This window comes from Phyllobacterium sp. A18/5-2, from assembly GCF_025452215.1.
GTDB classification, from domain to species: Bacteria; Pseudomonadota; Alphaproteobacteria; order Rhizobiales; family Rhizobiaceae; genus Phyllobacterium; species Phyllobacterium sophorae.
The window spans coordinates 246,994-260,898 of record NZ_CP104968.1 but is presented as its reverse complement, the minus strand read 5'-3'; the positions used below and the strand labels follow the sequence as shown (position 1 = coordinate 260,898).

Sequence of the window (13,905 nt, the reverse complement as noted above, 5' to 3'; positions counted from 1 at the left end):
ATCATAGTTTGGGCCCGACATGTGGCGGAATGGGGCACTGGTAGGGCCGGCCTTCGGTTTTCTCTAGCCACTCGGCCTTTGCGCTTGCCAAAAGTTCGGGATTGAGGATGAGATCGAGACCTGTCGCGGCCAGTGATTTTGCCGCGTGGGCAAAGGACTTGTGCGCTGCCGGGCTCTTACCCTGCGCAACCACTTGCCATGTGTGCGGCGCAGTGCCGATGGCCCATGCCGGCGCCCAGCACTGCGCTGTTGGTGTGACCCAGCTCACATCGCCGACATCGGTCGATCCGGCACGGAAATGCGGTTCACCTTCGAAGTCACGCAGGCCCAGATGCAGCGGCGTTGATCCATCCGCCTTGCTGTTGAGGAAGACGTCGGATTTGACCTGGTAAAGTTTCACGCTGCTCTTGATGGCTTCCTGGGTCAGCGTATCCTGGATCTGCTTTGCGAAGGCGATATCCGCCTCATCGAACGGTACGGGCCCAAGTTGCAGCATATTGGCGTGGATCGCGCTTTCGAGTGCAATATTCGGCAGAAGGTTGGTGGCGGCGCGGTCGAAGACAATCTCGACTTGCGTATCGGTCATCATTGCAGCGCCCTTGGCGATGCGATCGACGCGGCTTGCGAGTTCCAGCGCTGTCGGCATTTCCGGCGCGCGTACTAGGTAGAGTGCTTCCGTACGCGATTGCACGACATTTGCCGCCTTGCCTCCCGCATCGGTGATTGCATAGTGCACACGGCAATCCTGCGGCATGTGCTCCCGCAGGAAATTGACGCCAACATTCATCAGTTCAAGTGCATCAAGCGCGCTGCGGCCGAGATGCGCGCCGTTGGAGGCATGGGCGGCGATTCCCTTGAAGCGGTAGTAGATTTCAAGAACCGCGAGATTATTGGTTGAGCGCACGCCATTGAACGGCGCTGGATGCCAGGTCAGAGCCGTATCGACGTCGTCGAAGGCGCCTGCGCGGGCCATGAATGTCTTGCCTGATCCGCCTTCTTCGCCCGGACAGCCGTAGTAGCGAATGGTGCCTGGGAGATTGTTGGCCTTGAGGTGGGCGGCAAGCGCCACGGCCGCCAGCATCGAACCAGTCCCGAGCAGATTGTGTCCGCAGCCATGGCCGGTTGCACCTGGAGTTACCGGTGCTTCCTGGGCGATCCCGGCTTGCTGGCTAAGGCCAGCCAGGGCGTCGAATTCACCCAGGAAGGCAATGACCGGCTTGCCGCTGCCGGCCTCGCCGATAAAGGCAGTCTCAATATCCGCGACGTTGCGTTGAATGCCAAAGCCATGGTGTTCCAGCATTGAAATCTGTGTCTTCGCGGATTGGTGCTCGGCAAAACTCAGCTCCGCATAGTCCCAGATCGCGTCGCTCATCGCAGCAAATTCGGGCTGCAGCCGGTCGACGGCCGCAGCGATGGCTGCAACGGATGGCTTGATATGCATCATTTTTTTCCTTCTTGGGCATGGTTCTCCCGGGCTTGCTCGGCCCGGGAGGAATGCTTGCCGGTTAATCGTCGAGAGAAACTTCCCAAACGCGTACATTCGATTGCCACACGGGCGTGCCATGCAGCTTCTTCGATGCGCCCCAGATGTCGATGAGGTCGTACAGGAAGATGCCGGGCACATCTTCGAGCATCAATTCGTGAAACTGGTCGAAGATCGCCTGGCGCTTGCTCTGGTCGGTTTCCTTGTAGGCGGATTCCATCAGCTCGATCGCCTTCGGATTGTCCCACATCAGCGAGGCATTCTTGTCCTTGTTGCCGACGTAGAAGCTATACATCAGCGCCGGGTCGAGGCGAGGGGTAACCGACTGGGAGATCACCTGGTACTTGCCGCTGCGGCGGCGATCCACCTGTGTTGCGTAATCGAGAACCTCGATCTGCACGTTGAGGCCGACCTGCTGCATCATTGCTTGGGCAACCACAGCGGCCGGATAGCTTGGTACATTGCCGCGCTTGTTGGCGATGATTGTGATCGGCTCGCCGTTGTAGCCGGATTCAGCCAGGTCTTCCTTGGCCTTTTCAAGGTCCGTGGTGATCTTTTTCTTCTGGACGTCCGAGTAGTAGATGGAGTCCATTGAAACCATCGAGGGATTCGCAGCACCGGTTCCGTTCGACACTGCCGCGACAAGCTGGTCGAGGTCGAGCGCTTCAGCCATGGCGCGGCGCACGCCGGGCTTGCTCAGGACCGGATCCCGGGTCTGGATGTAGAGAAGATTTTTGCCATTGTTGCGCTGCATGATCAGCTGAACGGCCGCATTGTCCTTGAATTCGGCCACCAGGTCCGCCGACACTTCGGCAGCGTCGAGCGCACCGGACTGAAGGCCGGCCTTGACGGTCGATGCATCCGGAATCGCGGAAAACTTGACGCCGTCCACCAGTGGCCGCTTGGATCCCACCATGCCGTCGGGCTTGCCATCATTGGGCGGCGACACATAGTCGTCAAACCTGGTCAAGCGGACGTACTCCCCGCGTTTCCACTCACCCCATTTAAAGGGGCCGGTGCCAATGGGGGCGATGAAGGTGCCATCCGCCGCGATGGATTTCGGACTGATAATGCCGGTATAGCCGCATTCCGGACGAGCCATGAGGCCCAGGAAAACCGCGGAAGGTGCAGTGATCTTCATGGTCAGCGTGCGGACATCGGTTGCTTCAATACCGGTCACCTTCACAGCCCGGCTGCCGTCAAAATCGGCACGGCAGGTCCATTTGGTGTCTTCCGCCATATAGCGGTTCCAGTTCCAGACCACATCTTCAGCGGTCAATGCACCGCCATTGTGGAATTTGACGTTGTCGCGCAGCTTGAATGTGTAAGTGAGCCCGTCTTCAGAGACGGCTACGGACTCGGCGAGGAGCGGCTTTACATCGCCGTTTTCGGTGTAGCCCACGAGACCTTCGACGAGATGAAAGATCACGGAGTCCGTATTGCCGTCACGGTTGACGCCAGGCACATTGTTGCGGATATCCGAGCTTTGCGCGACATTGATCTCACGCGCTTCGGCAATACCGAATGCCGTCATGACGATCGTTCCTGCGAGAAGTATTTTTTTCATGGTTCCACTCTTCTTCTTTGGTTGTTCGGAATTTCGTCGTCTCAGGCGTCGAGACGCCATTTCAGCGCGACGCCGCCGCTGCCGTTGAGATCGAGCGCCGGAATCGCCGAGAGCAGTTTGCGCGTATAGGCATTCTTCGGATTGTCGAAGATCGTGTCGCGATCACCCTGTTCAACGATCCGGCCGTCCTGCATGACAATCACCCGGTCGGCGACCTGTTCGACCACGCCAAGATCATGGCTGATGAATAGGCACGAGAAACCGTAACGCTGCTGCAGGTTCGAAAAGAGCTCCAGCACTTGTGCCCGCACGGTGACGTCGAGGGCGGAGACCGGCTCGTCGGCAATCAGGAATTTGGGCCGGCGGGCGATCGCGCGGGCGATTGCCACACGCTGGCGCTGGCCTCCGGACAACTGATGCGGGTAGCGATCGGCAAAATTACCGCCGAGCCCCACTTCTTCGAGTGTATCGAGCGCGCGCTTCTTCTTTTCCGTGGCGGTGAGATCAGGAACAAGCCGCAAGGCTTCCTCCACGAGCGCGAAGATAGTCATGCGCGGATCAAGCGAGGAATAGGGATCCTGGAACACCATCTGGCAGTTCATGCGATAGTCGAACCAGTCGCTCCTGCGGCTCTTGCCCTGGAAGAGAATTTCACCGCTGCTTTCCTGCACCAGCCCGGCGATTGTGCGCCCAAGCGTCGTTTTGCCGGAGCCCGAGCCGCCAACCAGAGCGACCACTTCGCCGACGTGGATATCGACACTGACGCCATGCAATGCCCGCTTGGCCAAGCCCTTCTTGAACAGGCTCTTGCGTCCGGGATAATCGACGATGATATCCCGTGCCGAGATCATCGGCGCCTTCACCTTGTCGATGCAACGCACATCGCCGCGGAAAGGCAGGGAAGACAGGAGCTTGCGCGTATAGGGATGTGCGGGCCTGGTGAGGATTTCCCCTGTCGTACCCTGCTCGACGACAACGCCGCGTTCCATCACGACGAAGCGGTTGGTATAGCGGGCAACCATGGGCAGGTCGTGACTGATCAGCAGAACCGCAGTGCCCTCGGCGCGGGTCAGTTCCACCATCAACTCCATCACATCGCGCTGGATTACCGCGTCAAGCGCGGTGGTTGGTTCATCCGCGATCAGCAAGGCTGGCTTCAAAAGCATGACCGACGCCAGCATGATCCGCTGCCGCATGCCGCCCGAAAACTCATGCGGATAGGCGGCCAGCGCGCCAGCAGGGTCCTTGAGGCCGACACGGGTCAACATGCGAAGAATGTTCTCCCGGCGCTCGGCAGGGCCCTGCTTCGTGTGGAGGACAAGTCCTTCTTCGAGCTGGCGGCCAATTGTCATCGAGGGGTTGAGCGATGTCATCGGTTCCTGGAAGACCACACCGATTTCGCCACCACGCAATTGACGCAGCGCTCCATCCTTGGCCTTGAGGACATCGTTTCCCTTGTAGAATATGGAGCCGCCCGCATGACGGATGCCGGGGGGAATGAGGGCAATGATGGCGCGCGTCGCCAGCGTCTTGCCCGAACCGGATTCACCGACGATCCCGACGATTTCACCCGGTGCGACGTCGAAGCTGACGTTCTTGACGACAGGCGTTCCGCTATGGGCGACGCTGAGCGAAAGATCGCGAACGCTGAGGAGCTGCTGCTTCTGATCGCTCATTTCAGACCTTTCATGCGGGGATCGAGCTTGTCACGCAGCGCATCGCCAAGCAGGTTGATGCCGAGGAGGGTCAAGGCAATGCAGAGGCCGGGAAAGAAGCCCAGCCAGGCTGCCTGCTCGATGAACGGCCGGCCCGCGGCGAGCATATTGCCCCATGTCGGCGCAGGAGGTGGTACGCCAAGGCCAAGGAAACTCAGGGCGCTTTCCGACAGGATCGCCCAGCCGAACATGGATGTGCCAAGCACGGTGATCGGCGCGAGGCAGTTGGGCAGGACATGGCGGAACATCGTGTAGAATTCGCTGTTGCCCATGATTTTCGACGCTTCGATGAATTCCTTTTCGCGCAGCGACAGCACGGCACCACGCACGATGCGTGCCATGGAGGGCGTGTAGGCGATGCCCAGTGCGAGGATGATGCCATACTGGTTTGCACCGAAAACTGCGAGAAGGCCAAGCGCCAGGAGAATGCCGGGGAAGGCAAGCAGCGCATTGTTGAACGCCATGATGACGCTGTCGATCCAGCCTCGGGAATAGCCGCTGAGCAGGCCGATCAATGTGCCGGCGACGACGGCAAAGGATACCGTGGCCACGCCGATCCATACGCTGGCCCTGGCGCCCACCATGATACGGCTCAAAACGTCGCGGCCGAACTCGTCGGTTCCCAGCAGATGCAATCCGCTCGGCGGCGCGAGCCTGGCTGTGAAGCTTAGCGTCATCGGGTCGAACGGCGTCCAGAACAGGCCGGTGGCCGCGACCACGAACAGCAGGGCGATGATGGTGCCGCCAATGACACCGTTGAATGTGAGGCGGTTCATTCTGCTGCCACTCGCGGATCGAAGAGTGGATAAAGAAGGTCGACCATCAGATTGACCAGTACATAGGCGAAAGCGACAAGCAGCAGGCAGCCTTGAATAACCGGGTAGTCCCGCTGAAAGATGCTGTCGACGAGAAGCCTGCCAAGGCCGGGGATAGAGAACACGGTCTCGATGACCGCGATGCCGCCGAGCAGATTGCCGAGGATCAGGCCGATCATCGTCCAGGTGGGACCAAATGCGTTCTTGAAGGCGTGACGCCACAGGACCGCCTGTTCGGAAAGCCCCTTGGCGCGGGCATGGGTGATATAGTCGAGCCGCAGCACTTCGAGCGTGGAGGCGCGCGCCATGCGAATGAGCACACCCATTTCATGGATGAACAGCGTCGCGACCGGCAGCGCCATATAGATAAGCCCGGCTTTCCAGTCGGTTGTCACCGAAACATAGCCAAGGACAGGTACCCAGCCGAGCTTCAAACCGAAAAACAGCAATAGCAGCAGGCCGAGCCAGAAGGTTGGAATGGAGAGAAGCACGGTCGCCGTACCGACAAGGGCAAGATCGGTCAGGCTGTTCTGCTTCCAGGCAGCAATGACGCCGGCGGGTACGGCAACAAGGCTGGCGATAAAAACTGCAAGCACGACGATCTGGGCGCTGATTGCGAACCGCGACAGCACGAGATGAAGGACGGGCTCGCCCGTGACGATCGACTTGCCGAAATCGCCTGAAAACAGATTGCCGGCCCAGATCATGAACTGGACCGGGATACTCTGATCGAGACCCAATGACGAGCGCAGCGCCGCAACCTGCTGCGGCTCCGCCAGGTCACCGAGCATCAGCGCTGCCGGATCACCTGGTATGAGCCGGATGAGTGTGAAAACCGTGATTGCCACGATGACGATTGTCGGCACGGCCATCAGCATTCTGCTGAGAATGAATTTTAACACCGGGTTCCCAATCTGCTCTTTTGAACGGCGCACCTCATTGTCGTGAGCAGCGCCGCCGCTTGGCCTGTTTGAGCCCTATCTATGAGCATATGTGAGAAGATCGCGCAATATTATGAGTAAACGTCATAGGAGTATGCGCGGAGGTTCTGACGAGCGGCGCAGGGAGTGGCATCCCGCGCCCGCGTCTCGCGCCTGCCCTTATCCGTCAGACGGTATCGTGTTCCATGGAAATCAGCATTTGTTTCAAACGCTTGATCAAAGCATCCGCTGCAATGGAGAGCGGAACACCAGCAGCCTTGGCGAGACCGAACTCCTGTGTCAGGGGCGGGTCAAAGGGCCGGACGACCACTTCAGGGTCCTTGCTGAGATTGGCAAAGAAGCTGCTGATGATCGCAACACCAAGACCATGTGCCGCAAAGGCAAAGGCTGAATTGTTGCTGTGCGTTTCGATCTTCACATTCTGCGGTACGCCCGCACGCCGGAAAACTTCATCCAGTTTCATGCGGTTTGGCCGGTTGCGACCGATAAGGATCAGGGGAACGCCACGCAAATCCTTTGGCGTGATCGTTGCGAGGTCCGCCAGGGCGTGCCATTTGGGAATGACACAGACTTTGCGTCCGCTCGCAATCTTGTCCAGTTCAACCCCGGCGCTTTGCTGACCCTCGTAACGCAGGAAGCCGAAATCGACTGTTCGCTGCTCCACCAGGCGGGTAATGCGCATGGAGGTGTCGAAAAAAGTCTCGATGCGCACCCGCGGAAAAGCCTTGTCGAAGTCGGCGAGCAGTGCCGGCGTCAGATGGTCGGCAAGGCTGTGAGGCAAGGCGATACGCACGGATTCCGGACCGACCGCCCCGCTGCGCAGGTCCTGTGCGAGGTTGCTGAAACGATCGATGCTGGCGAGGACAAGATCGGCATCATAGGCCAGTTTTTCCGCTTCCGGCGTTGGAATGAGCCGGCCCTTGTCCCGCGCGAACAATTGCAGCGACAAATCGGATTCAAGCTGCTGCAGCAGGCGGCTGACACCTGACTGGCTGAGACCCATCGCCCGTGCCGTTGCCGTCGTCGAGCCGGTGACGAGCAGGGTCCGGAGAACTTCGAGTTGTCTGAAATTCATGGGTTTCCTTTTTGATGATTGAATTTCGATCATCCACTGCAGCTTCTGAGAGCTAGCGCATTACCTCGGGAATCGAAATCGATTTTTGCAAAGGATTTTGCGGAAGCTCAAATCGCCGGTACGCTCCAAATCGCGCCCGAAGGCAGCGTCCGGCGTTATATGCGGAAAAAGATTCGGCCGGGCTCGACAGTCTCCCGGAAGCAAAATATCTATAAAACATGACCGCAACGAATGAAGATACAATCGCCAGCCGCATCAGCCGCATCCTTGCTGACAGGATCGTAACCGGGCAACTGGAACCGGGGACGAAACTGCGCCAGGATCACATCGCCGAGGAGTTCGGAGCGAGCCATGTGCCCGTCCGCGAGGCGTTCCGCAAGCTTGAAGCGCAAGGGCTGGCGGTCAGCGAACCGCGCCGCGGCGTACGCGTCGCTTCCTTCGACCTGAAGCAAGTGCGGGAAGTTGCGCTCATGCGTGCGGAGCTCGAAGGACTTGCACTAAGACAGGCGGCGCCGCATTTGACGGCGTCGATTCTGGATGAGGCCGAAGAAGCAACTGTTGCCGGGGACAATTCGCGGGATGTGCGCTCCTGGGAGGACGCGAACCGGCGCTTTCACCGGTTGATCCTTGTTCCATGCGCAATGCCGCGTTTGCTTGCGGCCATCGATGATCTGCATTCGGTCAGCGCGCGCTTCCTGTTTTCGGCCTGGCGTTCCGATTGGGAAGTGCGCACGGATCACGACCATCGCGCGATCCTGGGTTTTCTGCGCCAGGGCAATATTGACAATGCCGTCGCAGTGCTCGAACGCCACGTCCAATGGATCGGGCAAAAGCCCGTCAAAAGCGCCACAGGATCGACACGGGACGCTTTTGCTATCGTCGGTTGACGGTCGCCTGCGGGTGAGAAGGCCAGGTGCGGGATTTTTCGCTACCGCCCCCTCGCAATTTCCAGCACGAAGCAAGAACCAGAATGTTGAAATCGTTTTCTTCCCACGAGTGAAAGTAAGGGCCGGCGCTGTCGGCGTCAGCCCGTTTTCCAAAGAACTTGTGCTGGTTTCGGAAAGCCGTTGGTAACACGGTTGCGTTTTCGAACGCGGCAGGTAAAGTTATAGATAATTATGGATTCTATCTATAATTGGTCGCATTCCCCCCTGAAGAGCCGAGGAAATCCCCGTATGCCAGAAGCTTCAACGTTGAAATACGATGGTTCAACTCTGTCCGTTTGCGCAGAAGAGCGTTGGAATTTGTCGGATGCGAGAAAAATCTATAATTTGCCTTTCAACGATCTGCTGTTTCAGGCGCACAGCGTCCACCGCGAAGGCTTTGACCCCAACGCCGTGCAATTGAGCCGGCTTTTGTCGATCAAGACAGGGGGGTGCCCGGAGGATTGTGGTTATTGCAGCCAATCCGCGCACAATCCCACCGGCCTTAAAGCTTCCAAATTGATGGCGGTCGAGCGCGTCCTTGCCGAGGCCCGCAAGGCCAAGGAGGGCGGTGCGACACGCTATTGTATGGGTGCCGCCTGGCGCAGCCCGAAAGACCGCGACATGGAGACGATCGTCGCCATGGTCGAGGGCGTCCGGGAGCTTGGAATGGAAACCTGCATGACGCTCGGCATGCTATCGCCGGCGCAGGCGGCAAGGCTCGGAAATGCCGGCCTTGATTACTACAATCACAACATCGACACGTCGGAACGCTTCTACAGCGAAATTATCAGCACGCGTACATTCGCGGACCGCCTGGAGACGCTCGCGAATGTGCGGGAGGCGGGAATCAAGGTTTGCGCGGGCGGCATCCTCGGCATGGGCGAGACCACCGATGATCATATCGCCATGCTGGTGACGCTCGCCAATCTGCCGGTTCCTCCTGAAAGCGTGCCGATCAACATGCTGATACCCATCCCCGGATCGAAGCTTGGGAATGCAACGCCGGTTGATCCACTTGAGTTTGTCCGTGCGATAGCGCTCGCTCGCATTCTCATGCCAAGAACCCATGTCCGTCTCTCGGCGGGGCGCACGGAGATGAGCGACGAGATGCAGGCGCTGTGTTTCTTTGCTGGCGCAAATTCAATCTTTGTCGGCGACACGCTGCTGACCGCGGATAACCCCGGCGAAGATCATGACGCCGGGCTGTTTCGCCGTCTCGGTCTGAAGCCGATGGCGTTGGGTGCTGCTGAATGACGACCGAACGTCTTGCCCGCTACGCAAAGACGCTGAGCGGGCTGGAACGGAAGGGGCGGCGGCGGGCGCTCGCACCACAGGGTGGTATCGATTTCACATCGAACGACTATCTTGGTCTTGCCAACTCACCGCGTATCAGTTCGGCAATTGCCGAGGCCTTGGAGCGCGGGGTTGCCGTTGGCTCGGGCGGGTCGCGTCTGTTGCGGGGCAATCACCGGGAACTTGAGGCCCTGGAGGCAGATGCAGCCGCTTTTTTCGGAACCGGCCGGGCGCTCTATTTTGGCAGTGGCTATACCGCCAATGCCGCACTTTTTTCAACGCTGCCGCAGCGGGATGATCTCATCGTACACGATGCTCTGATCCACGCCAGTGCGCATGAGGGCATCGCGGCCAGCCGTGCAGGGGCAGTCGCCGCACGGCACAATGATGTTGGTGATTTCGAGGACGCGATCGCAAGGTGGCGCAAAGACGGGGGAGGGGGCACCCCTGGATCGCCGTCGAGAGCCTCTATTCGATGGATGGTGACCGCGCGCCGCTGGCGGAGCTCCTTGGCCTGGCAGAAAGGCATGACGGCTTCCTTGTAATCGACGAGGCGCATGCGACCGGCGTCTTCGGCTCCGGCGGCCGGGGCTTTGCTGCAGGCATCGAGGGCCGGGACAATGTCATCCTGCTCCACACGTGCGGGAAAGCACTTGGCGTTTCCGGTGCGCTTGTTGGCGCCAGCAGCGTGATTTGCGATTACCTCGTAAACCGCGCGCGCTCTTTCATCTACTCCACGGCTCCTTCGCCGCTGATGGCCGCAGGCGTTCGCGAAGCCCTGAAGATCCTGGTCGACGAACCGCGGCGCCGCGCGGATTTCGAGGAACTCTGGACGTTTGCCAATACCCAACTGACTGCCGTGCTTGGTGTCGAAGGCAGCGGATCGCAAATACTGCCGGTGATCATCGGCGACAATGGTCGCGCGATGCGCATTGCGGAACGCATGCGTGCGGAAGGTTTCGATATCCGCGCGATCTCGCCCTCCCACGGTTCCCGAAGGGACGGCGCGCTTGAGAATTGCCATAACCCTCAATGTCGACAGGCCCGCCATCATCCGCATGTTCGATACGCTCGCATCCATATCCGAGGCGGCAGCATGACGCGCCGTTTTGTCGTTACGGGCACAGACACCAATATCGGCAAGACAGTGTTCTCGGCGGCATTGGCCGATGCGCTGGGTGCATGCTACTGGAAGCCCGTCCAATCGGGGCTCGAAGGCGAAACGGACAGTGAGACGGTGCTGCGTCTCGGCCGGATACCATCCTCGCGCGTCTTCCGCGAGGCGTGGCGGCTCCGTACGCCGGCTTCGCCGCATCTTGCTGCCAGAATCGACGATGTCCGCATCGTTCCGGAAGCGCTGTCCCCGCCGCCGACGCAGTTTCCACTCATTATCGAGGGGGCGGGCGGTGTGCTGGTCCCCTTGACCGAACGTCAGGTGTTTGCCGATGTCTTTGCCCGCTGGCAGATACCGGTCATCCTCTGCGCCCGCACCGGACTTGGAACCATCAATCATACGCTGCTGTCACTCGAGGCCTTGCGCTGCCGTTCCATTCCGGTTTTCGGTGTCGTTTTCATCGGGGATGAACAGGCGGACACGCAAGGCATCATCGCGGAACTGGGGCAGGTGAATTGTCTCGGCCGTCTGCCGTTGCTTGACCCGCTGACACCCGGCACCCTCGCCCGGGCCTTCCACGACCATTTCGATATCTCCTGTTTTCAGAAAGCGTCGCAATGACCCGATCGCCCGTCTGGCACCCCTTTACCCAGCATGCGCTGGAACCGGCCATGAGGCGCATTGTAAGGACGGAAGGCGCCTATCTCCTCGATGAACAAGGGCACGCAATCCTCGACGCGATTTCTTCCTGGTGGGTGATCACGCATGGCCATCGGCATCCCTTGATCATGGATGCGATCCGCCGTGCGTCCGGGCTCTATGACCAGATCATCTTTGCCGAATATACCCACGAACCGGCCGAGGAACTGGCGAGAGGGCTGGTCGCCATCGCTCCGGCCGGTCTGGACCATGTATTCTACTCCGACAGCGGGTCGACCTGTGTCGAGGTAGCGCTGAAGATGGCCCTCGGTTTCTTCCACAATTCCGGTGCGCCGCGTTCCCGCATCGTCGTGATGGAGCATGGCTACCACGGCGACACGATCGGTACGATGTCGGCCGGCGAACGGGGGGTCTTCAACGCCGCCTATGAGCCGATACTTTATGGTGTCGATCGTCTGCCTTTTCCCGTACCGGGACATGAGCAGGACACGCTTCGATGCGTTCGAAAGGTTCTGCCTGAGCGGGCAGGTTGCGGCGCTGCTGATTGAACCATTGATCCTTGGGGCAGGGGGGTATGCGGATGTATCCCGCGTGGCTTCTGACCGAGCTCAAGGCGATCGCAACAAGGCACGGCAGCCTGATGATCGCCGACGAGGTGATGACCGGCTGGGGCCGTACCGGCACTCTGTTCGCCTGCGAGCAGGCAAACCTCGCTCCGGATATCCTGTGCACTTCCAAGGGGCTGACCGGCGGATCGCTGCCACTGGCGGCGACTTTGTGTTCGGCCGGGATTTTTGATGCGCATCTGTCTAGCGATCGGAGCCGCACGTTCTTTCATTCAAGCTCCTATACCGCCAATCCGATCGCCTGCGCCGCAGGGCTGGCCAATCTTGCCGTGTGGAAGACGGAGCCGGTGGGGACCCGCATCCACTCGCTTGAAGCCATGCACCGGACACGGCTGGAACGCTTCAGGACGGATCGCCGCTTTGCCAATGTGCGTCAAACAGGAACGATCGTCGCGCTTGACGTGAATGTTCCGGCTGCCGGTTATCTTTCCGATGCGGGGCCGAAGCTCCGATCGTTCTTTCGCGCAAGGAATCTGCTGATCCGGCCACTTGGCAATGTAATCTATCTGATGACGCCCTATTGCGTGACGGCGGAAGATCTCGACCGGGCCTATGACGCGATCGACGAGGCAGCGAATTTGTTTGCAGGCGATCAATGAGCCGGGTGGCGGCAAGCCGTATCGCCGGGTTCGGCCATTATGCGCCGCAGCGCCGTATCGGCAATGCGCAGATCGAGACCGAGCTCGGTCTCGAACCGGGCTGGATCGAGCGCCGGACAGGCATCCGATCGCGGCGTTGGGCCCTGGACGGAGAACTGCTTACCGACCTTGCAGCCAAGGCCGGTGCTGCGGCGCTTGAGGATGGCGATATCGACCACGGCGAAATCGCCTTGACTATCCTCGCCACGTCGACGCCGGATCATCTGCTGCCGCCCTCGGCTCCGTTGCTCGCCCATCGTCTTGGCCTGGCAAATTCTGGCGCGATTGATCTCGCCGGTGCCTGTTCAGGATTTATCTATGCCCTGACGCTTGCCGACGGTTTCGTCCGCAGTCAGGGACGGCCGGTTCTCGTGGTGGCTGCCAATATTCTGAGCCGGCGCATCAATCCCGCAGAACGTGCCAGCGCCGTGCTTTTTGCCGATGCGGCGGGCGCCGTCGTTCTGGTCCCGGCAGACAATACGCAACAGGGACTCCTCGGCGTGGATCTCGCGGCCGATGGAAGCCGCTACGACCTGATTTCGATCCCGGCAGGAGGTTCCAAACAACCATTTGCTGCAGGCATGGCGGCGGAGGAATGCCTGATGACCATGCGTGATGGCCGGGAGATGTTTGCCCAGGCCGTGCACATGATGACCCTTTGCGCCAGACGGGCGCTGGCAAGCGCGGAGCTTCAGCCGGCAGACGTGTCGAGGTTTGTGCCGCATCAGGCCAATGCCCGCATCTTCGACGTTGTTGGCGAGCACGTGGGGATTGAGCCCGGAAGGATCATTCGCACCATCGCTGAATACGGCAACTCCTCGGCTGCAACCATTCCGCTCTCACTGTCGCTGGCCCATGATGCGCGGCCGTTTGTTGCGGGGGAAAAATTGCTGCTGACCGCAGCCGGTGCCGGGTTGACCGGCGGTGCCGTGGTCTGGGGCATTTAATCAGAACTGGCGCGATTTTTGGCTCGAATATCGGGGGATTTGGCCCGAAACCGAGCGAATTTGACCAGAGTTTTTCAACCTACGCACGCATTTCAGATGTGGGCG

Annotated in this window: 10 protein-coding genes and 2 pseudogenes; 6 read left to right on the top strand and 6 right to left on the bottom strand. The window is 59.7% G+C overall.

The window, feature by feature from the left end; translation table 11 throughout:
- Position 1 precedes the first annotated feature (1 nt).
- The 6 genes from N8E89_RS27660 to N8E89_RS27635 all read right to left on the bottom strand — a co-directional run bounded on the left by N8E89_RS27660 (position 2) and on the right by N8E89_RS27635 (position 7,596).
- Positions 2-1,441, bottom strand: a complete 1,440-nt coding sequence (locus N8E89_RS27660) for a M20 family metallopeptidase (protein ID WP_262263709.1) — start codon at positions 1,439-1,441, stop codon at positions 2-4.
- Positions 1,442-1,505: 64 nt separating this feature from the next.
- A complete protein-coding gene (locus N8E89_RS27655; protein WP_262263702.1) occupies positions 1,506-3,050 on the bottom strand; it encodes an ABC transporter substrate-binding protein in 1,545 nt (514 codons plus the stop codon).
- Positions 3,051-3,091: 41 nt separating this feature from the next.
- Positions 3,092-4,726, bottom strand: a complete 1,635-nt coding sequence (locus tag N8E89_RS27650) for an ABC transporter ATP-binding protein (RefSeq protein ID WP_262263701.1) — start codon at positions 4,724-4,726, stop codon at positions 3,092-3,094.
- On the bottom strand, positions 4,723-5,541 hold the full coding sequence (locus N8E89_RS27645) for an ABC transporter permease (RefSeq protein WP_262263700.1): 819 nt from the start codon (positions 5,539-5,541) through the stop codon (positions 4,723-4,725). Before N8E89_RS27645 ends, N8E89_RS27650 begins: the two co-directional genes overlap by 4 nt.
- Entirely contained in the window at positions 5,538-6,482 is a 945-nt protein-coding gene (locus tag N8E89_RS27640; RefSeq protein WP_262263699.1) for an ABC transporter permease, read from the bottom strand. The genes N8E89_RS27645 and N8E89_RS27640 overlap by 4 nt, the downstream gene beginning before the upstream one ends.
- Before the next feature lie 205 nt (positions 6,483-6,687).
- Positions 6,688-7,596, bottom strand: a complete 909-nt coding sequence (locus tag N8E89_RS27635) for a LysR family transcriptional regulator (protein ID WP_262263698.1) — start codon at positions 7,594-7,596, stop codon at positions 6,688-6,690.
- Between the two features lie 218 nt (positions 7,597-7,814).
- On the opposite strand from N8E89_RS27635, the gene N8E89_RS27630 reads away from it, so the two are divergent.
- The 6 genes and pseudogenes from N8E89_RS27630 (at position 7,815) to N8E89_RS27605 (ending at position 13,800) form a co-directional block, all read left to right on the top strand.
- Positions 7,815-8,483, top strand: coding sequence for a GntR family transcriptional regulator (locus tag N8E89_RS27630; protein ID WP_112760400.1), 669 nt, complete (start codon positions 7,815-7,817; stop codon positions 8,481-8,483).
- Positions 8,484-8,771: 288 nt separating this feature from the next.
- Positions 8,772-9,776: a biotin synthase BioB gene (bioB, locus tag N8E89_RS27625; protein ID WP_262263697.1), complete on the top strand. Its 1,005-nt coding sequence runs from the start codon at positions 8,772-8,774 to the stop codon at positions 9,774-9,776.
- Positions 9,773-10,915: pseudogene (locus tag N8E89_RS27620) on the top strand (8-amino-7-oxononanoate synthase). The gene bioB and the pseudogene N8E89_RS27620 overlap by 4 nt, the downstream one beginning before the upstream one ends.
- Complete coding sequence (bioD, locus tag N8E89_RS27615; RefSeq protein ID WP_262263696.1) at positions 10,912-11,550, top strand: dethiobiotin synthase; 639 nt, start codon at positions 10,912-10,914, stop codon at positions 11,548-11,550. Before N8E89_RS27620 ends, bioD begins: the two are co-directional and overlap by 4 nt.
- Positions 11,547-12,814 (top strand): annotated as a pseudogene (locus N8E89_RS27610) (adenosylmethionine--8-amino-7-oxononanoate transaminase). Before bioD ends, N8E89_RS27610 begins: the two are co-directional and overlap by 4 nt.
- A complete protein-coding gene (locus N8E89_RS27605) occupies positions 12,811-13,800 on the top strand; it encodes a beta-ketoacyl-ACP synthase III (RefSeq protein WP_262263695.1) in 990 nt (329 codons plus the stop codon). Before N8E89_RS27610 ends, N8E89_RS27605 begins: the two are co-directional and overlap by 4 nt.
- Positions 13,801-13,905 lie beyond the last annotated feature (105 nt).

Excerpts from the sequence above, each read along its gene's own strand:
- N8E89_RS27660 (WP_262263709.1), bottom strand. The coding sequence starts at position 1,441 with ATGCATATCAAGCCATCCGTTGCAGCCATCGCTGCGGCCGTCGACCGG.
- N8E89_RS27655 (WP_262263702.1), bottom strand. The coding sequence starts at position 3,050 with ATGAAAAAAATACTTCTCGCAGGAACGATCGTCATGACGGCATTCGGT.
- N8E89_RS27650 (WP_262263701.1), bottom strand. The coding sequence starts at position 4,726 with ATGAGCGATCAGAAGCAGCAGCTCCTCAGCGTTCGCGATCTTTCGCTC.
- N8E89_RS27645 (WP_262263700.1), bottom strand. The coding sequence starts at position 5,541 with ATGAACCGCCTCACATTCAACGGTGTCATTGGCGGCACCATCATCGCC.
- N8E89_RS27635 (WP_262263698.1), bottom strand. The coding sequence starts at position 7,596 with ATGAATTTCAGACAACTCGAAGTTCTCCGGACCCTGCTCGTCACCGGC.
- N8E89_RS27630 (WP_112760400.1), top strand. The coding sequence starts at position 7,815 with ATGACCGCAACGAATGAAGATACAATCGCCAGCCGCATCAGCCGCATC.
- bioB (WP_262263697.1), top strand. The coding sequence starts at position 8,772 with ATGCCAGAAGCTTCAACGTTGAAATACGATGGTTCAACTCTGTCCGTT.
- bioD (WP_262263696.1), top strand. The coding sequence starts at position 10,912 with ATGACGCGCCGTTTTGTCGTTACGGGCACAGACACCAATATCGGCAAG.
- N8E89_RS27605 (WP_262263695.1), top strand. The coding sequence starts at position 12,811 with ATGAGCCGGGTGGCGGCAAGCCGTATCGCCGGGTTCGGCCATTATGCG.